Source organism: Microbacterium sp. WCS2018Hpa-23, from assembly GCF_031843845.1.
Classification (GTDB): domain Bacteria; phylum Actinomycetota; class Actinomycetes; order Actinomycetales; family Microbacteriaceae; genus Microbacterium.
Genome location: NZ_JAVTIZ010000011.1, coordinates 25,248 through 45,541, shown reverse-complemented (window position 1 = coordinate 45,541; position 20,294 = coordinate 25,248). Strand labels below are relative to the sequence as shown.

Annotated in this window: 22 protein-coding genes; 17 read left to right on the top strand and 5 right to left on the bottom strand. The window is 68.4% G+C overall.

Annotated elements, in window-relative coordinates:
* Positions 1-19: 19 nt before the first annotated feature.
* On the bottom strand, positions 20-1,480 hold the full coding sequence (locus tag RQG77_RS17105) for a DUF2510 domain-containing protein (protein WP_311245805.1): 1,461 nt from the start codon (positions 1,478-1,480) through the stop codon (positions 20-22).
* Between the two features lie 138 nt (positions 1,481-1,618).
* Between RQG77_RS17105 and ftsE the strand changes: the two genes are divergently transcribed.
* From ftsE to smpB, 3 genes are all read left to right on the top strand, one after another.
* Positions 1,619-2,680 carry a cell division ATP-binding protein FtsE gene (ftsE, locus tag RQG77_RS17100; RefSeq protein ID WP_311245804.1) on the top strand — a complete coding sequence of 354 codons (1,062 nt, stop codon included), beginning with the start codon at positions 1,619-1,621 and terminating at the stop codon, positions 2,678-2,680.
* On the top strand, positions 2,677-3,591 hold the full coding sequence (ftsX, locus tag RQG77_RS17095; RefSeq protein ID WP_311245803.1) for a permease-like cell division protein FtsX: 915 nt from the start codon (positions 2,677-2,679) through the stop codon (positions 3,589-3,591). The genes ftsE and ftsX overlap by 4 nt, the downstream gene beginning before the upstream one ends.
* 100 nt (positions 3,592-3,691) lie before the next feature.
* Positions 3,692-4,168 carry an SsrA-binding protein SmpB gene (smpB, locus tag RQG77_RS17090; protein ID WP_056312202.1) on the top strand — a complete coding sequence of 159 codons (477 nt, stop codon included), beginning with the start codon at positions 3,692-3,694 and terminating at the stop codon, positions 4,166-4,168.
* On the opposite strand, the gene RQG77_RS17085 is transcribed toward smpB, so the two are convergent.
* Positions 4,169-6,028: a prolyl oligopeptidase family serine peptidase gene (locus RQG77_RS17085; protein WP_311245802.1), complete on the bottom strand. Its 1,860-nt coding sequence runs from the start codon at positions 6,026-6,028 to the stop codon at positions 4,169-4,171.
* A 45-nt stretch (positions 6,029-6,073) separates the two neighbouring features.
* The gene (gene lexA / locus RQG77_RS17080; RefSeq protein ID WP_120493959.1) at positions 6,074-6,760 is read right to left on the bottom strand and encodes a transcriptional repressor LexA; all 687 of its coding nucleotides are present in this window, start codon (positions 6,758-6,760) and stop codon (positions 6,074-6,076) included.
* A gap of 282 nt (positions 6,761-7,042) precedes the next feature.
* Between lexA and RQG77_RS17075 the strand changes: the two genes are divergently transcribed.
* The 4 genes from RQG77_RS17075 (at position 7,043) to hisH (ending at position 9,824) form a co-directional block, all read left to right on the top strand.
* Entirely contained in the window at positions 7,043-7,405 is a 363-nt protein-coding gene (locus RQG77_RS17075) for a LysM peptidoglycan-binding domain-containing protein (protein WP_311245801.1), read from the top strand.
* Between the two features lie 72 nt (positions 7,406-7,477).
* Positions 7,478-8,572, top strand: a complete 1,095-nt coding sequence (locus RQG77_RS17070) for a histidinol-phosphate transaminase (protein WP_311245800.1) — start codon at positions 7,478-7,480, stop codon at positions 8,570-8,572.
* Complete coding sequence (gene hisB / locus RQG77_RS17065) at positions 8,569-9,186, top strand: imidazoleglycerol-phosphate dehydratase HisB (RefSeq protein WP_311245799.1); 618 nt, start codon at positions 8,569-8,571, stop codon at positions 9,184-9,186. The genes RQG77_RS17070 and hisB overlap by 4 nt, the downstream gene beginning before the upstream one ends.
* Positions 9,183-9,824, top strand: a complete 642-nt coding sequence (gene hisH, locus RQG77_RS17060; RefSeq protein WP_311245798.1) for an imidazole glycerol phosphate synthase subunit HisH — start codon at positions 9,183-9,185, stop codon at positions 9,822-9,824. Before hisB ends, hisH begins: the two co-directional genes overlap by 4 nt.
* 25 nt (positions 9,825-9,849) lie before the next feature.
* Here hisH and RQG77_RS17055 read toward each other — a convergent pair whose 3' ends face one another.
* Positions 9,850-10,650: an AAA family ATPase gene (locus RQG77_RS17055; RefSeq protein ID WP_311245797.1), complete on the bottom strand. Its 801-nt coding sequence runs from the start codon at positions 10,648-10,650 to the stop codon at positions 9,850-9,852.
* Between the two features lie 1,283 nt (positions 10,651-11,933).
* Here RQG77_RS17055 and priA point away from each other — a divergent pair.
* From priA to RQG77_RS17040, 3 genes are read left to right on the top strand one after another with little or no spacing between them, the layout of a single operon-like run.
* Entirely contained in the window at positions 11,934-12,680 is a 747-nt protein-coding gene (priA, locus tag RQG77_RS17050; protein WP_056312186.1) for a bifunctional 1-(5-phosphoribosyl)-5-((5-phosphoribosylamino)methylideneamino)imidazole-4-carboxamide isomerase/phosphoribosylanthranilate isomerase PriA, read from the top strand.
* Positions 12,664-13,488 (top strand): SseB family protein, encoded by an 825-nt coding sequence (locus RQG77_RS17045; RefSeq protein WP_311245796.1) that lies wholly within the window; start codon positions 12,664-12,666, stop codon positions 13,486-13,488. The genes priA and RQG77_RS17045 overlap by 17 nt, the downstream gene beginning before the upstream one ends.
* A 39-nt stretch (positions 13,489-13,527) precedes the next feature.
* Positions 13,528-13,920: a hypothetical protein gene (locus RQG77_RS17040; protein WP_311245795.1), complete on the top strand. Its 393-nt coding sequence runs from the start codon at positions 13,528-13,530 to the stop codon at positions 13,918-13,920.
* Between the two features lie 170 nt (positions 13,921-14,090).
* On the opposite strand, the gene RQG77_RS17035 is transcribed toward RQG77_RS17040, so the two are convergent.
* Positions 14,091-14,489: a DUF1844 domain-containing protein gene (locus tag RQG77_RS17035; protein WP_056513077.1), complete on the bottom strand. Its 399-nt coding sequence runs from the start codon at positions 14,487-14,489 to the stop codon at positions 14,091-14,093.
* Positions 14,490-14,721: 232 nt separating this feature from the next.
* Here RQG77_RS17035 and infC point away from each other — a divergent pair, with 232 nt between their 5' ends.
* The 7 genes from infC to RQG77_RS17000 all read left to right on the top strand — a co-directional run bounded on the left by infC (position 14,722) and on the right by RQG77_RS17000 (position 20,077).
* Positions 14,722-15,372 carry a translation initiation factor IF-3 gene (gene infC / locus RQG77_RS17030; RefSeq protein ID WP_311245886.1) on the top strand — a complete coding sequence of 217 codons (651 nt, stop codon included), beginning with the start codon at positions 14,722-14,724 and terminating at the stop codon, positions 15,370-15,372.
* Positions 15,373-15,445: 73 nt separating this feature from the next.
* On the top strand, positions 15,446-15,640 hold the full coding sequence (gene rpmI / locus RQG77_RS17025) for a 50S ribosomal protein L35 (RefSeq protein WP_017828564.1): 195 nt from the start codon (positions 15,446-15,448) through the stop codon (positions 15,638-15,640).
* Positions 15,641-15,672: 32 nt separating this feature from the next.
* Entirely contained in the window at positions 15,673-16,059 is a 387-nt protein-coding gene (rplT, locus tag RQG77_RS17020; RefSeq protein WP_029262486.1) for a 50S ribosomal protein L20, read from the top strand.
* Between the two features lie 102 nt (positions 16,060-16,161).
* Positions 16,162-16,974: an RNA methyltransferase gene (locus RQG77_RS17015; RefSeq protein WP_311245794.1), complete on the top strand. Its 813-nt coding sequence runs from the start codon at positions 16,162-16,164 to the stop codon at positions 16,972-16,974.
* Between the two features lie 74 nt (positions 16,975-17,048).
* Positions 17,049-17,717, top strand: a complete 669-nt coding sequence (locus tag RQG77_RS17010; RefSeq protein ID WP_311245793.1) for a response regulator transcription factor — start codon at positions 17,049-17,051, stop codon at positions 17,715-17,717.
* Positions 17,718-17,723: 6 nt separating this feature from the next.
* Positions 17,724-19,100, top strand: coding sequence for a HAMP domain-containing sensor histidine kinase (locus RQG77_RS17005; RefSeq protein ID WP_311245792.1), 1,377 nt, complete (start codon positions 17,724-17,726; stop codon positions 19,098-19,100).
* 29 nt (positions 19,101-19,129) lie between these two features.
* Entirely contained in the window at positions 19,130-20,077 is a 948-nt protein-coding gene (locus tag RQG77_RS17000; RefSeq protein ID WP_311245885.1) for a TAXI family TRAP transporter solute-binding subunit, read from the top strand.
* Positions 20,078-20,294: the final 217 nt, after the last annotated feature.

Below are 20,294 nucleotides of genomic sequence, written 5' to 3'. Positions count from 1 at the left end.
GGTGCTCCGTGCTCGAAGCTCAGCCGGCCGACGGAGTGAACGAGACGCGTGCGACGTCCTGCAGGAGTTCATCCGTGAAGGTGATCACGTACGAGGAACTCTGCGCGACGTCGAAGGTGATCTTGCCGCTGACGGTGTCTCCCGCGGCGAGCTCCTCCGTCACGATTCCGTCGACGTAGTAGTCGTAGGTGCCTTCGGCGCCTTCGGCGGTCTCGAGCGCGAAGTAGAACGGGTTGATGTAGCTCGTGCCCGAGACGCCGGTGAACGTGACATCGAGGATCACGTAGCCGCCGTTGGTGGAGGGGATGCTCGATCCGTCCGACGTCGCCCACGTGGCCGAGTTGATCGTGACCTCGCTCGTGCCCGACATCTGCTCGATCGTGACGGGGGAGCCGAGCTCGCCCTCGACGACATCCGTGGGGGCGGTGTCTGGGTCGTCGGTGCCCTCGTCGGTACCGGGGTCGGTGCCGTTGTCGGTGTCGGAGTCGCTGGACGGCGGAGCGGTCGGAAGATCGCGCACGACTTCCGAGACCGTCGCGAACACGATGACGAAGAACATCACGATCGCGATGACCGCACCGACCACAGAGAGGATGAGGCCCGAGATGCCCGGCCACTTCTTGCCCTTGAGGAAGAGGGAGATCAGCGACACGATGAAGCCCGCCGCGAGCAGCAGCCATCCGAATCCGAAGATCACGGGGATGCACGACAGGATCGTGCCGAGGGCTGCGAGCCCGAGACCGACGATGCCGAGGATGGACGGCTTGGTGGGCGCTGCAGGTGCGGCGCCTCCGTAAGCGGGCGGGTAGCCGCCGGCGGCGCCGTAGGCCTGGCCTGCAGGCGCGTAGGCGCTCGCGCCGGGGTGGCTGGGCGCCGCTCCCGGATAGCCGGGTGCGGGGTAGGCCTGGGTCTGTCCTGCATCCGCGGCACCGGGGTAGGCGGGCGCGCTGCCGGGGTAGGCGGGTGCGGCATTCGCGTACGGCGGGACGTTGCCGTCGAGCGGCGGGGTGGCACGGGGCGGGGTGGCACCGGGCGCGGTGTAATTCGTCGACGAGGCATCGGAAGGAGTCTCGGGGGCCGACCACGATGCGGCGGAATCGGGAGCTGCGACCTCATCGGCGGGCGATGAGGAGTCGGAGCCAGCGTCGGCTGCGACGGACTCGGCGGCGGGCGCGTTCCACGAAGGGCTCTCGACGGCCGCCACGGAGTCGAGCGCTGCCGCGGTCTCGGCGGCTGCTGCGGACTCGGGGGTCGTATCGACTGCGGCGGCACCGTCAGCTGCGGCGTCATAGCCAGCCGCAGCGGAGTCAGAGAACGATGCGTCGGCTTCGGTCGTCACGGCCTCAGGCTCGGATGCCGCAGACTCCGTCTCGGCCGCTGCCGACTCCGCGACCGGAGCGAAATGCTCGGTCCACTGCGTGCCGTCCCACCAGCGCTGGCGCCCGGATCCGTCGTCATACCAGCCTGCAGGCGTCGTCATGGTTCCCCCTCGGAGTTGTGGTCCACGCAGACGGCATGGATCGGCACCTCCATGTATAGCAGTGCGGGACGACACTCCGGGGGTGCGCGGGGTGTCGCTCGCGAGCACGGGACACGGCGCGCTTAGGCTCGAACAGCCATGATTCGGTTCGAGAACGTCACGAAGCGCTACCGCGGGACCTCACGGCCCGCTCTGTCCGCTGTCGACTTCGAAGTGCAACGCGGGGAGTTCGTCTTCCTCGTGGGTGCATCGGGGTCCGGCAAGTCCTCCTGTCTGCGACTCATCCTCCGAGAGGACGTGCCCACCACCGGCCGCGTCGCCGTTCTCGGTCGCGACCTGCGATCGCTCGCGAACCGCAAGGTGCCGTACTTCCGTCGCCACATCGGGTCCGTGTTCCAGGACTTCCGCCTCCTGCCGTCGAAGACCGTCTATCAGAACGTCGCGTTCACGCTGCAGGTGACAGGATCCTCGCGCGGATTCATCCAGCAGGCCGTGCCCGAGGCGCTTGCACTGGTCGGGCTCGACGGCAAGCAGAAGCGGATGCCGCATGAGCTGTCCGGTGGAGAGCAGCAGCGCGTCGCGATCGCCAGGGCGCTCGTGAACAGGCCTCAGGTGCTGCTCGCGGACGAGCCCACGGGAAACCTCGACCCGGCGACCTCGGTCGACATCATGCAGTTGCTCGCGCGGATCAACGCCGGCGGCACCACCGTTCTCATGGCCACGCACGAGGCCGCGTTCGTCGATCAGATGCAGCGTCGAGTCATCGAGCTCCGTGACGGCGAGATGGTGCGAGACGAGGTGCACGGCGGATACGGCGACACCTCGAACATCCCCCGTCTCGTCCCCGAAGAGGTTCGGGGAGCCGCGGCAGCCGCAGCTCTCACCGCGGTGCAGGAGGTGCAGCGCCAGACCGCCGACCTGTCGGTCGTGCGTGCTGCGCTCGCGGAGGAGCTCAGCGCACAGCGCAAGGCCGCCGCCGCATCCGCCGACGCCGTGCCCACGGCATCCGAGACTCCTGAGGCGCAGGCCGCTCCCATCGAGCCGCCGATCGCCGACGAGAGGCCCGCGGAAGCGCCGGCATCCGTCGGTCCGCTCACGCATCCGATCCTGCTTCCGCAGGTCGACGTCGCCGAACTCGGGGTCGCCGATCGTCTCGGTCTGTCCGACGACGGCGCCGAGGAAGTGGGGCCGACCTCATGAGAATCGGACTCATCCTCACCGAGGCACTCGGTGGCCTCCGGCGCAACATCTCGATGGTCATCTCCGTCGTTCTCGTCACCTTCGTGTCGCTGACGTTCGTCGGCGCCGCGATCCTCATGCAGGCCCAGATCGGCACGATGCGCGGCTACTGGACCGAGCGCGCTCAGGTCGCTGTCTACATGTGCTCCGACATCTCGGAGCAGAACACGTGCGTCGACGGCGGCGCCTCGGAAGAGCAGGTCAACGCCGTGCGCGCCCAGCTCGACGGCGAGGCGCTCGCACCGCTCATCAGCGAGGTAAGCTACGACTCCAAGGAGGACACGTACGCGAAGCTCGTGGAGCAGCTGGGTGAGGAACAGGCGAGCGTCATCACCCCCGAGCAGGCCTTCGAGGTGTTCTTCGTGACCATGAAGGACCCCGGTCAGTCCCAGGTGATCGCCGAGGCGTTCAACGGCGTGGCGGGCGTGGAACAGGTCACGGACCAGCTCCAGTACCTCGAGCCGCTGTTCTCCGCGTTGACGGTCGCCACGTACATCGCCGTCGGCATCGCCGTGCTCATGCTGATCGCCGCCATCCTCCTGATCGGCACGACCATCAGGCTCTCGGCGTACGCCAGACGCAAGGAGATCGGCATCATGCGCCTGGTCGGCGCCTCGAACCGCTTCATCCAGACGCCGTTCGTGCTCGAGGGCGTGTTCGCCGCGTTCCTCGGCTCTGTGCTCGCGAGCGCCGCCGTGGTCGCGGGTGTGCACTTCGGTGTGAACGGCTATCTGCGAGGGCGGGTCCCGTTCATCACCACCTGGGTGACGATGCAGGATGCCGCGGTCGTCGTGCCCGTACTGATCGGTATCGGCGTGATCCTGGCGGCGCTGTCGGCCGGCTTCGCCATCCGGCGCTGGCTGCGCACCTGACCGCGTCGCCTGCGGGAGCGTCGTCGGTATAGACTGACAGGCTGTCGTGCGCCCGGATCGGGCTCTGGAACCACTGCGCGACGCGGATCAGGAGAGAATCATGCCCAGGGAACGCGGGGAGAAGGTCATCGCGACCAATCGTCGCGCACGTCACGACTACAACATCGAGAAGTCGTACGAGGCGGGGATGGTGCTCACCGGCACCGAGGTGAAGTCGCTGCGACAGGGGCGCGCGAACCTGAGCGACGGATATGCGTTCGTCAAGGGGAACGAGGTCTTCCTCGACTCCGTGCACATACCGGAGTACTCGCAGGGTCACTGGACGAACCATTCCGCGAAGCGCATCCGCAAGCTGCTGCTGCACCGCGAGGAGATCGCGAAGCTGCAGCATGCCGTGTCCGCCGGCGGCTACACCCTGATCCCCCTCAAGCTGTACTTCTCCGACGGGCGCGCCAAGGTCGAGATCGCTCTCGCGAAGGGAAAGCGCGAGTTCGACAAGCGTCAGACCCTGCGCGAACGTCAGGACACGCGTGAGGCCGAGCGGGCGATGCGCCTGCGCAACCGCACCGGAGACTGATCAGCTCGACGGGGTGAATCCGAACGCACGCCCGAGGAACGCGAGCTCGCGCTCGAGGGCGTCCACGATCGTCTCGGTCGAGCGGAACCCGTGTCCCTCGCCCGGGTACAGGACGTACTCGTGATCGATGGCTCGGGCCTCCAGGGCGTCGCGCAGGGCCTCCGACTGCGCCGGCGGCACGACACGGTCGTCCGCGCCCTGCATGATCAGCACTGGCACGTCGATCCGATCGACGTGCGTCAGCGGGGAGCGGTCGACGTACAGCGCCTCGGCCTCGGGCAGCGGGCCGACAAGGCCCTCGATGTAGTGCGCTTCGAAGTCGGGGGAGTGCTCGGCCAGCATCCGGAGGTCCGCGACCCCGTATCGGCTGATCCCCGCGGCGAACGCCCCGCCGCGCACGAGAGCGGAGAGCACCGTCCAGCCACCGGCGGAGCCACCGCGGATCGCGATGCGCGCGGGATCCGCGACACCCGTCTCGGCGAGGCCACGAGCGGCTGCGATCACGTCGTCGACGTCGACCACGCCCCACTCTCCGTCGAGGCGTTCGCGGTACGCGCGCCCGTATCCGGTGGAACCGCCGTAGTTCACATCGAGCACACCGATGCCGCGGCTCGTGTAGAAGGAGATCACGGCCGATGCGGCGCCCGTCACATGCGCCGTGGGGCCGCCGTGGACGAGCACCACGTAGGGAGGAAGCTCTCCTGCCGGAGCCGACGCAGAGGGGTGTGCCGGCGGATGGGCGAACGCGTGTACGGGGCCGTGCACGCCGTCGACGAGAATCGGCGACGCCGGTGGCATCCATCCCGGATCGGTCGGCTCCGCGCCCGCGACGGCGAACACCTCGTCGGAGTCGACGTCGATGCACCATACGCCGGGCGTCGTGGTCGAGCTGTTCCCCGAGAGCAGGACTCGGGATCCCGAGACGTCGTCGACGCTGACATGCCCGTCGGCGGGGACGGCGAGCGTGCGGGCACGTCCGTCCGCGTCGATCACGACCACCTCGTCGCGTCCGTTCGTGCGCACCGCGACGATCCGGCCGTCGTCGATCGGCCGATACCAGCGGTTGCCCAGTACCCACAGGCCGTATCCGGTGTCGGCGTCGACGTCGTCGACACGGACGGCAGGCCGTACGGCGCCGAGAGGGTCCACCTGCACGCGATGCAGCGCCCAGCGACCGGTCGGGTCGTCCGCGTACAGCAGCTCGTCGTCTCCGATCCACTCGGGCTGCAGGGCTGCGCGCGTGGACAGCTCGACGGTGTCGACCCCGTCGGAGATGGCGAGTGTGGCATGCTGCCACGGCATCCGTGCGCTCGTCCACTGCACCCAGGCGATCCGTGACCCGCCGGGTGACAACGCCGGGTGCGCGTAGAAGCCTTCGCCTTCGACGACGGTCGTCACCAGCGACGGCGCCTCGGCCGCGGAGCCGTCGACGGGGATCTCGACGATGCCGCGGCGATGAGGGGCGCTGGCGAGGTCCTCGCGGACGGCGAGCAGACGCCCCTGCTGCAGCCTCAGGCCGCCGTGGGCTGGGCCTTCCTGAGTGAGCGGCTCGGGCTCGTCTCCGCGGCGCATCCGGTGCACCCGCTGAGACTTCGCGTCGACGAAGTAGAGCGTGCCGTCGGCATCCGCGGTCCAGGCTCCGCCGCCGTACTCGTGGACGCGGGAGCGGGCGCTCCAGGGCGCCGGGAGGATCTCGGCGCCGGTCGAGCTGCGCACGGTGAGTCGGCCGCCCTCGGAAGGAACCGACTCACCCCACCAGATCTCGTCGCCGACGAAGGCGGAGCCGTCGATCCTCGGAGATGACGCGGCGATTCGGGCCGCGGAGAAAGGGGATGGCCAGGTACCGAACGGCGATGACATGCCTCGAGCCTAGGCGTGGCTCCTGCATCGCGCGTTCGGATGCTGTCAGACGGCGCGCAGTACCGCGACGATCTTTCCGAGGATGACGGACTCGTCGCCGAGGATGGGCTCGAATGCCGAGTTGCGCGGCAGCAGCCAGGTGTGGCCGTCACGGCGGCGGAGGACCTTGACCGTGGCCTCGCCGTCGAGCATCGCCGCCACGATCTCGCCGTTCTCCGCGCTGCCCTGCGAGCGGACGACGACCCAGTCGCCGTCGCAGATGGCAGCGTCGATCATCGACTCTCCCGAGACCTTGAGCATGAAGAGATCGCCCTTGCCGACGAGCTGGCGGGGGAGCGGGAAGATCTCCTCGACCTGCTGATCGGCGGTGATCGGCACGCCGGCGGCGATCCGGCCGACCAGGGGAACCAGTGCGGCATCGCCCACGGGCGTCGCGACGTCTGCCGGGTTCTCGCCGCTGGTGCCGGGAAGATCGATCAGGACCTCCATGGCACGGGTCTTGCCGGGGTCGCGGCGCAGGTAGCCGCTGAGCTCGAGCTGTCCGAGCTGATGCGTCACGCTCGACAGCGACTTGAGTCCGACCGCGTCTCCGATCTCGCGCATGCTCGGCGGGTAGCCGTACCTGCTGATCGACGTCTGGATGACCTCGAGGATAGCCATCTGCTTGGGGCTCAGGCTCTTCCGGCGACGGGTGCGCGGGACGTCGGCGTCGGTGGCGGAGTTGTCGCTCATGGTGCTCCTCAGGTGTGCGATTCCGGCGTCTCAGTTCGAATGTCGGAGGCCCGTGATGGGGTGTTCGTATCGAAACCGTATCCGAGAATCGGCCAGATGTGGAAGATCTGTTCGAGCGTGTCTCCTGATTCGCGGGTCACTTTTTCGAAGAACGCTTGACAGATGTTCGAATTCGAAGATAACTTCGGAACGTAGCTTCGCATTCACGGCTCCCGGCCGAGCCGCGGATGCGAACGCTACGCCAACTTCACCGCCCACGCGGTAGATGCAGAGGAGCACGACATGAGCACCATCACCTTCAGCGACGCAGCAGTCCTCCCGGCACGTCCGGCGACGAAGCTCCGCCTGACGGTGCGCGGTCGTCGCGTCGTGCTCGCACTGGCCGCAGTCCCGCTCGCGGTGGGCATCGCCTTCGCCGCGCTGAGCGGCGGCAGCGCGATGGCCTCGGGCGAACAGGTCGCGACGGCCTCCTTCGCGACAGTGACCGTGATGCCGGGCGACACGCTCTGGTCGATCGCCGAGGGCATCGCACCCGGTGCAGACCCGCGCGAGGTCATCGGAGACATCACCCGACTGAACCTGCTCCGGGGTGGCGCTCTCCAGATCGGCCAGGAACTGGCGATCCCCGCACAGTACTCGGAATGAGCGATCGGCGGGCCATCGGGCGGGCTTCATTCTCCGTCACCGCGCGCATCTTTGATGTTCACGCCGCCTACCATGGGAAGGGTGACTGCATCACTCGCTGACCTCCCGCTTCGCGACGACCTCCGTGGGCTCACGCCATACGGAGCTCCCCAGGCGCCGCTTCCGATCGCCCTCAACGTCAACGAGAACACGCATCCGGTTCCGGATGCCGTCGCAAGCGACATCCTCGATGACATCGCGGTCGCGCTTCGCGACGTCAACCGCTACCCCGACCGCGAGTTCACCACACTGCGTGAGGGCTTCGCCGAGTACCTCGGTCACGGCCTCGATGCCGGCCAGATCTGGGCGGGCAACGGGTCGAACGAGGTGCTGCAGCACATCCTCCAGGCGTTCGGCGGCCCTGGCCGCACGGCCTTCAGCTTCGCTCCGACCTATTCGATGTATCCGCTGATCTCGCAGGGCACGGGAGCACGGTGGATCGCGGGCACCCGGGAGCCCGACTACACGATCACCCCGGACGAGGCGGCCGCGCAGGTCGCGGAAGTCGACCCCGACGTCATCCTGCTGTGCGCGCCGAACAACCCGACGGGCACGCCGCTCGGCCTCGACGTCGTCGAGGCCGTCTACGAGGCGTCCCGAGGGATCGTCGTGGTCGACGAGGCATACCAGGAGTTCGCGCCACGCGACGCAGCCTCTGCGCTGACCCTGCTCGAGGGGCGCCCGCGTCTCGCGGTCTCCCGCACGATGAGCAAGGCATTCGCGTTCGCGGGCGCCCGCGTGGGCTATCTCGCCGCCGATCCCGCCTTCATCGACGCCCTGCGCCTTGTGCGGCTGCCCTACCACCTGAGTGCGCTGACGCAGGCCGCGGCCGTCGCAGCGCTTCGCAATTCGGACGTGATGCTGGGCATGGTCGAGGAGATCGTCGAGCAGCGCGATCGCATCTCCGCGACCCTCGAGGCGCTCGGCTACACCCCGCACGAGTCATGGTCGAACTTCGTCCTGTTCGGGGGAGTGGCAGAGCCCCAGAAGGTCTGGCAGCAGCTGTACGACCGGGGAGTGCTGATCCGCGACGTCGGGATCCCCGGACACCTCCGCGTCACCGCCGGCACCGAGGCGGAGACCACCGCGTTCCTCGATGCCCTCGCCTCGATAGGATCGGCTTCATGAGCACCCCCGCCCAGAACCCGCGCACCGCCACGCGTGTGCGCAGCACGTCGGAGTCCACCGTCGAGCTCGAGCTGAACCTCGACGGCACCGGTGCGAGCCGCATCGACACGTCGGTGCCGTTTTTCGACCACATGCTGACGGCTTTCGCGAAGCACTCGCTCACCGACCTCACCGTGCGCGCATCGGGTGACACGCAGATCGACGCGCACCACACCGTCGAAGACATCTCGATCGTGCTCGGCCAGGCGATCCGAGAGGCGCTGGGCGACAAGTCGGGGATCTCCCGCTACGGCGACGCCCTCGTCCCGCTCGACGAGGCGCTGGCACAGGCCGTCGTCGACATCTCGGGCCGCCCGTACCTCGTGCACACCGGAGAGCCCGCCGGCTTCGAGCACCACCTCATCGGCGGTCACTTCACGGGCTCGCTCGTGCGGCACTCGTTCGAAGCCATCACGTTCAACGCCGGTCTCACGGTGCATGTGCGTGTGCTCGGCGGGCGCGACCCGCACCACATCGCCGAGGCCGAGTACAAGGCCTTCGCGCGTGCGTTCCGCCAGGCCAAGGCGCTCGACCCGCTGGTCGACGGTATCCCGTCGACGAAGGGTGCGCTGTGAGTGCAGCTCCTCGGGTCGCCGTCTTCGATTACGAGTCCGGCAACGTCCACTCTGCAGTGAAGGCTCTCGTCGCGGCGGGGGCGGATGCCGTGCTCACGCGCGACCGCAAGGAGGCGCTCGAAGCCGACGGCCTCGTGGTTCCGGGCGTCGGCGCCTTCCAGGCCGTTCGTGACGCGCTGCACGCCCATGGCGGTGACGAGATCATCGATCGGCGGCTCGCCGGTGGACGCCCTGTCCTCGGCATCTGCGTCGGCATGCAGGTGCTCTTCTCCCACGGCGTCGAGCGTGGCCACGATTCGGAAGGCCTCGGTGAATGGCCGGGAGCCGTCACCGAGCTGAACGCTCCGGTGCTGCCGCACATGGGCTGGAACACGGTCGAGCCCGGCCCCGACTCGGTGCTCTTCAAGGGGATCGAGAACGAGCGCTTCTACTTCGTGCACTCGTACGCCGCGCAGTCATGGGAGCTCGACGTCATCCCGCCGTTCCCGCAGCCGGTGCTGACGTGGAGCACGTATGGCGATCCGTTCCTCGCAGCGGTAGAGAACGGTCCGCTCTCGGCCACGCAGTTCCACCCCGAGAAGTCCGGCGAGGCCGGTATTCAACTGCTCCGCAACTGGGTCGACAGCCTGCGTTCCTGAGGCAGGACGCGCTGGTCGCTGCGCGTCAGAAACCGCGCGCGACTGCGGCTGCGGCCGACAGCCACGCCTGCTGCGTGGGGGCCGAGAGCGCACGGAGACGCAGGTGTCCGTCGACCATCTCGCGATCGAACGGAATGTCGACGACTTCGCGCGCCAGCGGGCGGTATCCGGCGACCACCTCTGCGACCTCGGCCGACGAGGCCTTCGGGTCGGCCTGACTGACCACGACGACGGATTCGCGCGCGAGGCGGGCCGAGCGCTCGTCGCGGTCCTCGAGCGCTTCGAGAAGGAGCGCTCCCGCCTCGGCGTGGTCGTCACGCGTCGTCGTCGCGACGACGATCTGATCCGCGAGGTCGATCATGCGCAACCACATCGGGTCGGACTCGTCGTTGCCCGAATCGATGATGATCAGTCGGTAGAACTTCGCAGCGACCGCGTGGATCGAATCCACATCCGCCGGGCTGAGACGATTCTCATGAGCGAGCCGGATGGGCTTGGACCGCAGCACGTCGTACTTCTCCTGCGGCTGGTGGTGCACGAAGTGCGCCAGGTCCGCCGACTGGCCCTGGGCGCCGAGCAGACGCTGGGTCTGCGGCAGGAGCTCGAGCAGGGTGCGGTCGTGAGCGCCGGTCTCGGTGCGCCACCCGAGCGTGCCCCGAGTCTGATTGTTGTCCCAAGCCAGCACGCCGGCACCGCCGTATTGGGCGAACACAGCAGACAGCAGCACCGTGGCGGGGGTCTTGCCTGCCCCGCCCTTCCCGTTTACGACGGCGACTGTGCGCGGACCCGGCCAATGGCGGCTGACCTCATGTTCGTCATCGCGCACCGCGCGCTCACGCGCATTGGGGCCGAGAGAGAACCCGACGCGATTGAGGAATCCGCGACCGCCTCGGCGGGCGGGTTCCTCCCGGCGTTCCTCCTGCAGGAAGGAGCGGCGTTCGATTCCCTGTTCCCGCTGGCGGCGACGCGACGAGGCCGCTGCTTCCGCCTGCGCCGGTGCAGTGGTGCCGGGTGCGAGCGTTGCGGGCGGGATCGGCGTCGCTGCCGCCGCGGCTGGAGCCTGTGCCTGTGCCTGTGCCTGTGCCTGTGCCTGTGCCGGTGACTGTGCCGGGGCCGGTGACTGTGCCGGGGCCGGTGACTGTGCCTGGGCCGGAGGCTGCGGTTGTGCGGGAACCGGTGACTGTGACGACTGGATCGCGGTGGGCCGCGTGTCCGGAGCACCCGCGGCCGGTGCAGACGGGATGGTCGCCGGGGGAGCGGAGAAGTTCGGTGCTGCCGCCGCTCCCTCTGGCGCTGCGGTCGAGGGGCGGAGAGGTGCCGTTGCCGGCTGCCCAGGCGGCGCCGGGATCGTCGGCGTGACGGGTACGGCTGCGCCGGGCGTCTGCGGAACCGCGGCGGGGTGGGAGGGCGGAGTGGACGCGGGTGAAGTCGCCGGAGCCGATGCTGCCGGTACAGCGGAAGGTCCTCCCGTGGGTTCCGTACGCACAGGTGCGGGCGGAGCAACGGGAAGCTGCGGCTCGGTGCGCGGGGTCTGCTGAGTGGGGGGAGGCGTCAGAGGAACGGGTCGTCCGGCTTCTGCGGATGCGGGAGTCACCGGTGCAGGTGCAGGTGCAGGTGCAGGTGCAGGTGCATCGGGCTGAGGGAGGGCGGGGGCTGCCGCTGCGGCAGCCGCTGCCGCAGCGCGCGTTCCCGGCACAGGGGTGTTCGACGGCGCACTCGCTGCCGGTGACCGCGGTGGCGTCGGAGCAGACCAGTCGACACCAGCATCATCGTTCGCGGTGCTGGTGTCCGCGGTGCCTGCTGCGGGGGCAGCAGACGGCTGCGAACCGTTCGGGCGCTGCGCGGCATCCTCGTTCGTGCCCTGCGCGTGCTCGACGCCCTCCGGAACCTCGGGAGGCATCGGATTGCCCCGACGAAGGGGTCCGCTTCCCCGCGCTTCCGCATCGCGCACCATGGAACATCTCCTCACCGACCGAACAGGGGCGTCTTCGAGGCTACCGCGTGGTGTCCGTCGTTCTCTGCCGTCATCATTTTGGAGCGGGCGGATGCGCGGGCTAGTGTCGACTCTCGTGCCGACGAATCGGCCCTCCCATCTCACCTGAGGACGTCATGAACGACTTCGCGCAGTCCCCTTCTCTCACTCTGCTCCCCGCTGTCGATGTCGCGGGTGGCAAGGCCGTCCGCCTCACGCAGGGCGAGGCCGGCACCGAGACCAGCTACGGCGACCCGCTGGACGCGGCAGGGGAGTGGGTCGCGCAGGGCGCGAAGTGGATCCACCTCGTCGACCTCGACGCGGCATTCGGTCGCGGTAGCAATGCCCCGATCCTCCGCAAGGTCATCAAGCAGTTCAAGAACGTCAACGTCGAGCTGTCGGGCGGCATCCGTGACGACGCCACGCTCGAGGCCGCTCTCGAGAGCGGTGCGACGCGCATCAACCTCGGCACGGCCGCGCTCGAGAACCCCGAGTGGGCGGCCGACGTGATCGGTCGCTTCGGCGAGGCGATCGCCGTGGGGCTCGATGTCCGGGGCACCACCCTCGCCGCCCGCGGTTGGACGAAGGAGGGCGGCGACCTCTGGGAGGTTCTCGAGCGCCTCGAGGATGCCGGCTGCAGCCGCTACGTCGTCACCGACGTCACCAAGGACGGCACGCTCAAGGGCCCGAACCTCGAACTTCTCCGTGAGATGACCTCGCGCACTCCGAAGCCCGTCGTCGCATCCGGTGGCATCGCCAACCTCGACGACATCGCCGCGCTCCGCGAGCTGGTTCCGCTGGGCGTCGAGGGTGCGATCGTCGGCAAGGCACTCTACGCCGGCGCGTTCACGCTGGCTGAGGCTCTGGATGTCGCAGGGGACTGACGACGCCTGCGACCACGGCCCCGAGGGCCATGGCGCGAACGATCATGCCGCGGGGAACCGAGGCGACTCCGCGGGTGTGCCCTGGGAGGGGCGCAGCTTCGAGTCGAACCCGCATGCGGGCGATGACGGCTCTGCCGACCCCGCACTCCTCGACGCGCTCCTGCGCTTCCGTGCAGGATCCGGCGCCCAGGCCGAGGTGGTCGACGCGTTTCGCGCCGCCCGAGTGCTGATACCGCTGATCGCCGAGAAGGGCGAAGAAGGGGTGGCGCCCAGCGGGCTCGCGGTCGACAAGACTCAGGAGCTATCGATCGTCACTGTTGCCGCTCCTGACGGCCGCCGCGTGCAGCCCGTGTTCTCCTCCGTCCAGGCGATGCAGCGTTGGGATGCGACCGCGCGGCCGATTCCGGTCGAGGCCACGCGAGTGGCGCTGGCGGCATCCGCCGAGGACACCGACCTGATCGTGCTCGATCCGACATCCGAGACCGAGTTCGTGTTCCGTCGCCCCGCTGTGTGGGCGATAGCTCAGGGGCGCCGGTGGGAGCCGAGTTTCCTGTCTCCCGAGGTCTTCGGCGCGTTGCAGGAGAGCGTCGCCCACGAGCTCGCGGTCATCGACGTGGCGGTGGCCGCCGGGGATCCGGATGCGCGTCTGCGGGGACCCGAGCTGATCGTCGTCCTCGAGCTCGTCGACGGGCTGGAGCGCGAGGTCCTCGACGCGGTGCTCGCTCGGCTGGCTCAGCGCTGGGCTGCGGATGACCGCATCGCGGTGCTCGCGGACTCTCTCACCGTGAAGTTGCGACGCTCGCTCTGAGCCTCGCGGCCGCGGTATCCGCGTCGATAGGGTGGCGGCATGCGCAGAGCAGCAGTGGCGGTCATCGGACTCGTCGTCGCGCTGCTGTTGCCGGGCTGCGCGACCGCGTGCCCTGCGATCGGATGGTCGAACGGCGTCGAGATCGACGCGTCCGCTTACGGCCCCGAGGTCTTCCTGCAGGTCTGCTCGGATGCGGGATGTTCGGCGGACCCCGGGGCGACACCGACTCCGGAGACGGATCCGTCCGTGCCCGCACAGGGTGACGCCGGGACCTTCCACTTCGGCTTCGCCGCCCCGGACGACATCACGGTGCGTGTCTACGACGGCTCCGGCGTCCTGATCGCGGAGACGCAGGAGGCCATCGCGTGGACGCATTCGTCGGACCGCTGTGGCGGTCCGTCCACGGCTCCGCCGATCGTCCTGCATCCCTGACCCCAGCACTGCGAAAGGTCGACGGGCAGGCGACGCTCGGGCGCGAGGCGAGGGCGCAGGGCGCGTCTTCTCGGGCAGATCGGGAGGGGCCCACGGAGTGGAGGGTCCCCGCTCTGTGCCCGAGAAGACCCACCCGGAGCCCGGACCGCAAGCTCCGAACGGAAGACCGCTTAGTTGACCGGCCCCGTCCACTTCTCGCCCGGGCCCTTGCCGATCGGGTCGGGGATCGTGGAGGCCTCGCGGAACGCGAGCTGCAGGGAGCGCAGGCCGTCGCGGAGAGAGCGGGCATGCATGTCGCTGATCTCAGGCGCCCCTGCGGTGATGAGGCCGGCCAGGGCGTTGATGAGCTTGCGAGCCTCGTCGAGGTCGAGCTGTGCCGCGGCATCCGGGTCGTCGGCGAGGCCGAGCTTCACGGCTGCGGCGCTCATGAGGTGCACGGCGGCGGTCGTGATGACCTCCACAGCTGGCACGTCGGCGATGTCTCGCGTGGCGGAAGACGCCGCCTCCTCCTGTCGGGCCCAGCGCTCTTCGCGCTCGCGTGCAGCCTCGTCCGATGCCTGGTTCGTCACTTCGCCTTGCCTTCTGTTAGACTTTGTCGGGCTCCGGAGCGTAATGCTCCGGCACGAAAGAGGATTCACTTCCCACCCGCGCTTGCCGTTCCAGGCTACCGGGTCTTGCACTCCACCGGATCGCGTCGTCAGATGCATCCGGCAGGCAGGGTGCAGAGCCGGCGTCTGAATGCCGGTGGGTGGGGGACGATTCTGATTTCGCCCGGGACGCTGACTGCATCCTGGTGGCCGAATCCACTCGTCTAAGGAGTTACGCATCAGCGATCCCCGCACCAATGAGCGCATCCGCGTCCCCGAGGTCCGCCTCGTCGGCCCCGCGGGTGAGCAGATCGGCGTCGTCCGCATCGAGGCGGCGCTGCGCCTTGCGCAGGAAGCCGACCTCGACCTCGTCGAGGTCGCACCCAACTCGAAGCCGCCCGTGGTCAAGATCATGGACTACGGCAAGTTCAAGTACGAAGCTGCCCAGAAGGAGAAGGAAGCTCGCCGCAACCAGGCGAACACCATTCTCAAGGAGGTCCGCTTCCGCCTGAAGATCGAGGCTCACGACTACACGACCAAGCTCAAGCGCGCCGAGGGCTTCCTCAAGGCGGGCGACAAGGTGAAGGCCATGATCCTCTTCCGCGGTCGCGAGCAGTCGCGTCCGGAGCAGGGTGTCCGTCTTCTCCGCAAATTCGCAGAGGATGTCGCCGAGCTCGGAACCGTCGAGTCGAACCCGACCATCGACGGTCGCAACATGGTCATGATCGTGGCTCCGCTGAAGAGCAAGTCAGAGGCCAAGCAGGAGCAGAACGCGGTTCGCGACGCACAGCGCGCGGCGAACAAGCAGGCTGCTCGTGAGGCCAAGAGCGACGCAGACGCACCGGCCGAGGCCGCAGCGGAGTAACTCCCGCCCCCAAGACTCCCGCACCGCGGGTTGACACCGTCGCCTGAGAAGGCGCCATACGAAGGAAGAGAAGATGCCGAAGCAGAAGACCCACTCGGGTGCTAAGAAGCGCTTCAAGATCACCGGCAGCGGCAAGCTGAAGAAGCAGCAGGCCGGAATGCGCCACAACCTCGAGCACAAGTCGAGCCGTCGCACCCGCCGCCTCAACCAGGACCAGGTGCTGTCGAAGGCTGACACCAAGGTCGCGAAGAAGCTTCTCGGTCGCTGAGCGCCCGAACGCACGAATAGGAACACAGGAAAATGGCAAGAGTCAAGCGGGCGGTAAACGCCCACAAGAAGCGCCGGGTCATCCTCGAGCGCGCAAAGGGTTACCGCGGTCAGCGTTCGCGCCTGTACCGCAAGGCCAAAGAGCAGGTCATCCACTCGCTGGTCTACTCGTACCGTGACCGTCGCAAGCGCAAGGGTGACTTCCGTCGCCTGTGGATCCAGCGCATCAACGCCGCTGCACGCCAGAACGGCATCACGTACAACCGCTTCATCCAGGGCCTCGGTCTCGCGGGTGTCACCGTCGACCGTCGCATGCTCGCCGACCTCGCGGTCAACGACGCAGCGACCTTCACGACGCTGGTCGAGACGGCCAAGAAGGCTCTGCCCTCTGACGTCAACGCTCCGAAGTCGGCCGCGTAAGCAGCTCTTCACCACAGAGGACGCTCTCCTTCGGGAAGGCGTCCTCTGTTGTTTCCCTGGTGTGTGCGCAGCGAGGTGCCTGCGGTTCTCTAGACTGAGAACGTGCTGGAGAACCCCCGTTCGCCCCGAGTCCGAGCCGTCGCGAAGCTGACCAAGCGCAGCGCGCGCAGTGAGACGGGTCTGTACCTCCTCGAAGGTCCCCAGGCCGTCCGTGAGGCGCTGACCTACAGCCCCGAGGCCATCGTCGAGCTTTTCGCGACCGCGACCGGGTGGGAGAAGCATCCCGACATCCGGTCGAAGGCGGCCGACGCCGACGTCGAGGTCGAGTACGTCACGGAATACGTGCTGAATGCGATGGCCGACACGGTGACGCCGCAGGGACTCGTCGCGGTCGTCCGGCAGACCCCGACCTCGGTGCGCGACGTCTTCGCGTCATCTCCTCGTCTTGTCGCGATCTGCGAGGAGATCCGTGACCCGGGCAATCTCGGCACGATCATCAGGGCCGCCGACGCGGCGGGCGCGGATGCGGTGATCCTCACCGGGCGGACGGTGGATCCCTACAACCCCAAGGTCGTCAGGGCCACCACAGGTTCTCTGTTCCACCTGCCCATTTCTGTGGGCGCCGAGCTCGACGACGTCGTGAAGAAGGCGCACGCCGCCGGGCTGCGGGTGCTGGCTGCTGACGTGAAGGGCGACGATCTGCTGCGGGCGCGTGCAGACGGTGTCCTGGCGGAGCCGACCGCGTGGCTGTTCGGCAACGAGGCACGAGGTCTCGAGGATGACGCGCTGGCTCAGGCCGATCAGGTGCTCAAGCTCCCCATCTTCGGTCGGGCCGAGTCGCTGAACCTCGCGACCGCGGCGAGCGTCTGCCTGTACGAGAGCGCCTTCGCCCAGCGGGCGGACTCTCTCGCCTGACCTCCCGGCCCGAGGCGAGCGCGCACGCCTGATAGGTTTGTCCCTGCTCGAGCGGAGAAGGGGACCCGGAGTCGATGCGGATTCTGATCGTGGAGGACGACGAGCGCGTCGCCGCTGCGCTCGAGGCCTTTCTCGCGCGGTCGGGGTATGCCACGGTAAGGGCAGCCGACGGAGGATCCGCGTTGGCGATGCTCGGCGCCGACACCGAGGTCGTCCTGCTCGACCTGGGGCTCCCCGACGTCGACGGCATCGACCTGTGCCGTCGCATCCGGGGCCGGTCGGAGGTCCCGATCGTCATCGTCACCGCACGCAACCAGGTCACGGAGCGCATCAGAGGTCTGCGTGCCGGTGCCGACGACTTCGTCGTCAAGCCCTATGACGTGCACGAGCTCCTCGCCAGGATCGAGGCGGTCACACGCCGTTCGCGGCCGGTGCGCCCGGAGTCGGAGGCGCGGGTGCTGCTGCAGGACGATGAGGTCGAGATCGACCTCATCGCCCGCCAGGTGATCATCGGAGGGGAGCCGATCGAGCTCACCCGCAAGGAGTTCGACATCGTCGCGGTCCTCGCCAGGTATCCAGGTGTCGCCGTGCCGAAGGAGCGCCTCATCCGCGAGGTGTGGAACACCGACTGGCGGGGCTTCGGACACTCGCTGGAGGTGCATGTCGGCGCGATCCGGCGCAAGGCCGGCCAGCGCAGCCTCATCGAGACCGTGCGTGGCGTCGGCTACCGGCTGGCGGGGTAGCGTCGGATGCGCAGGCGTCTCATCGTCGTGTTCCTCGTTCCGCTGGTCGCGATCCTGTTGTCGCTGGGCGGTGCCGCGGCGTGGAGCGCTACCCGCAGCGTCCAGCAGACGTTCTACACCGAGCAGCTCGGTGACGTCGGGTATTTCGTGACCAGTGCGCGTCAGGCGCTGCGCTCGGGGAGCGCCACGGTGATCGACGCCGAGGTCAGACGTTTCGAGCAGGTCTACGGCATCGATGTCGTGGTGTTCGATCTGACGGGGAGCATCTGGGCCGCGGGGAACAACGATGCCGCGATGATCGCCGAGGACGAAGCCGCTCGGGTCCGGCTCGCTCTCTCGGGCCGTCGGGCGGAGGCCCCTGAACCGGTGTTCCCCTGGGGAATGGCGGAATCCTCGATCGTCGAACCCGTCTTCGACGACGGCGACGTCATCGGCGCGGTGATGGTGTCGGCGGATGGCGAGGCGCCGCGCACCGAGATCGTGCAGCAGGTGCTCGCGCTGGCGGTCGTGGCGGTCGTGTCGATCCGCCTCGGAGTGCTTCTCGTCTTCCAGCTCGCGCGGTGGGTGCTGTCTCCCGTGCGCCGCCTGGACGAGGCCATGATCGCGATCGAACGCGGCGAGATGGATGCTCGGGTCGCGGAGGACACGGGACCGCCGGAGCTGCGCAGGATGACCCGTGTGTTCAACGGCATGGCGGATGAGATCGAGAGGGTCATGACGCGACAGCAGGAGTTCGCGCTCAATGCTTCGCACGAGTTGCGGAATCCGCTCAATGCGCTGCTGCTGCGCGTGGAGCATCTCTCGACAGGTCTCGACCCCGACTGGGACGACGACGTCGAGGAGACGAGGGAGGAAGGGCGGCGGATGGCTCGAATCCTCGAGACCCTGCTCGGACTCGCTCGAGGCGGACGCGCGGACACCACCATCTCGGCCGTCGACCTGACGACACTCGCGACGAGGCGAGCCGATGCATGGAGCGAGGTGGCATCCCAGCGGGGGATCCGCACTCACGCGACCGGAGGCGACCCGGTGATGAGCGTCACCGATCGCACGATCGTCGAGAGCGCACTCGATGCGGTCATCGACAACGCGGTCAAGTTCTCGCCCGCGGGAGCGGTGGTCGAGATCGGTGCGCGTCGCGACGGCGACCTGTGTCGGCTTGTCGTCCGCGATCACGGTCCTGGGCTCAGTCCTGAGCAGGCCGCGAACGCGGCCGATCGATTCTGGCGCAGCGACGACAGTGGCGAGACGCCGGGGTCGGGACTCGGCCTCGCGATAGCCACCGACCTGCTCGGGTCGATCGGCGGCGAGCTGCGGGTCGAGTCGCCCGAGGGCGGCGGCCTGCTGGTGACTCTGCTGCTCCCGGACGGAGCCGCGAAATGAGTCGGCGGGGCAGCGCGCGTCGGCGCTTGATGCGGATCTCGGCGACGCTCGCCATGCTGGTGGTCGTCGGAGCGTCGAGCGCCTGCAGTACGCGGGCGAGCGAATGGGACGACTCTCGATACGAGATCGCGAGCGGCGGATCCGACGGGGTCTATTTCGCCTACGGTTCTGAGCTCGCCGACGAGCTCTCGGCGTCGCTCGACGTCGACATCGCTGCGGAGGAGTCGGCGGGCTCTGTCGACAACCTCCTGCGAGTGAGCTCCGGAGAGGCGCTTCTCGGCTTCGCCCAGGGCGATGCGGCGGCGGATGCCGTCGCGGGTTCCGGCGCCTTCGACGAGCCTCTGCCGGTGCGTGCCGTCGCGCGCCTCTACGACGAGTACCTGCACGTGGTCGTCCGCGCGGATTCGGACATCGTCGACCTCGCCGACCTCTCCGGGATGACGGTATCGCTCGGCGCGGAGAACTCCGGTGTGCATGTCATCGCCGCTCGCGCGCTGGATGCGGCGGGCGTCGACATCACGTCGATCAGCGACCCGGAACTCGGCCTCCGCGAATCGATCGGGGCGCTCGAGCGCTCCGAGATCGACGGGTTCTTCTGGGTCGGCGGGATCCCCACTCCGGGCATCGCGGAACTCGCGATGACGACTCCCGTGCGGCTGGTGCCGATCGATCAGACCTGGGTGAACGCGATCAACGCGCGCTACTCCGATGCATATCGTCCGTCGGACTTCCCCGTCGGTCTCTACGGGCTCGACGAATCGCAGCCCACGATGGCAGTCCCGAACTACCTCGTCGCAGCATCGGACGCACCGGATGCCGTTGTACGCGATATCCTCACCGGCCTCTTCGGCGCCAGAACCCGGATCGCGCAGGAGGTCCCCGCCGCCGCCCTGCTCGACCGCAGGCAGGCGATCTTCACGGGGCCCGTCGATCTGCACCCCGGGGCGATCGAGTACTACCGGGACCAGCGCGACTGAGCCCTCAAGAAATCCTCAAGAAGTCCGCTCGCGCACGTGGGCCTCTGCCAATCTGGGGGTCGATCGCGATCGATTCGACGGAGAATTCAGATGCCACAGAGCCCACGCCCCTCATGCAGGCGCGGGCTCCGTCCATCCCTCGGATCGTCTCGTGATCGGATCCGATCGGAGGCTTGCCGTTTCGTCCCGCCTGGGGGAGGAACGGGGCGGCAGGGAC

What these genes read in the sequence shown, in the direction of transcription:
- RQG77_RS17010 (WP_311245793.1), top strand. Translation starts at nt 17,049, where the DNA reads ATGCGGATTCTGATCGTGGAGGACGACGAGCGCGTCGCCGCTGCGCTC.
- ftsE (WP_311245804.1), top strand. Translation starts at nt 1,619, where the DNA reads ATGATTCGGTTCGAGAACGTCACGAAGCGCTACCGCGGGACCTCACGG.
- RQG77_RS17075 (WP_311245801.1), top strand. Translation starts at nt 7,043, where the DNA reads ATGAGCACCATCACCTTCAGCGACGCAGCAGTCCTCCCGGCACGTCCG.
- lexA (WP_120493959.1), bottom strand. Translation starts at nt 6,760, where the DNA reads ATGAGCGACAACTCCGCCACCGACGCCGACGTCCCGCGCACCCGTCGC.
- RQG77_RS17040 (WP_311245795.1), top strand. Translation starts at nt 13,528, where the DNA reads ATGCGCAGAGCAGCAGTGGCGGTCATCGGACTCGTCGTCGCGCTGCTG.
- ftsX (WP_311245803.1), top strand. Translation starts at nt 2,677, where the DNA reads ATGAGAATCGGACTCATCCTCACCGAGGCACTCGGTGGCCTCCGGCGC.
- RQG77_RS17000 (WP_311245885.1), top strand. Translation starts at nt 19,130, where the DNA reads ATGCGGATCTCGGCGACGCTCGCCATGCTGGTGGTCGTCGGAGCGTCG.
- hisB (WP_311245799.1), top strand. Translation starts at nt 8,569, where the DNA reads ATGAGCACCCCCGCCCAGAACCCGCGCACCGCCACGCGTGTGCGCAGC.
- RQG77_RS17070 (WP_311245800.1), top strand. Translation starts at nt 7,478, where the DNA reads ATGGGAAGGGTGACTGCATCACTCGCTGACCTCCCGCTTCGCGACGAC.
- RQG77_RS17105 (WP_311245805.1), bottom strand. Translation starts at nt 1,480, where the DNA reads ATGACGACGCCTGCAGGCTGGTATGACGACGGATCCGGGCGCCAGCGC.
- RQG77_RS17005 (WP_311245792.1), top strand. Translation starts at nt 17,724, where the DNA reads ATGCGCAGGCGTCTCATCGTCGTGTTCCTCGTTCCGCTGGTCGCGATC.
- priA (WP_056312186.1), top strand. Translation starts at nt 11,934, where the DNA reads ATGAACGACTTCGCGCAGTCCCCTTCTCTCACTCTGCTCCCCGCTGTC.
- RQG77_RS17045 (WP_311245796.1), top strand. Translation starts at nt 12,664, where the DNA reads ATGTCGCAGGGGACTGACGACGCCTGCGACCACGGCCCCGAGGGCCAT.
- rplT (WP_029262486.1), top strand. Translation starts at nt 15,673, where the DNA reads ATGGCAAGAGTCAAGCGGGCGGTAAACGCCCACAAGAAGCGCCGGGTC.
- rpmI (WP_017828564.1), top strand. Translation starts at nt 15,446, where the DNA reads ATGCCGAAGCAGAAGACCCACTCGGGTGCTAAGAAGCGCTTCAAGATC.
- smpB (WP_056312202.1), top strand. Translation starts at nt 3,692, where the DNA reads ATGCCCAGGGAACGCGGGGAGAAGGTCATCGCGACCAATCGTCGCGCA.
- RQG77_RS17085 (WP_311245802.1), bottom strand. Translation starts at nt 6,028, where the DNA reads ATGTCATCGCCGTTCGGTACCTGGCCATCCCCTTTCTCCGCGGCCCGA.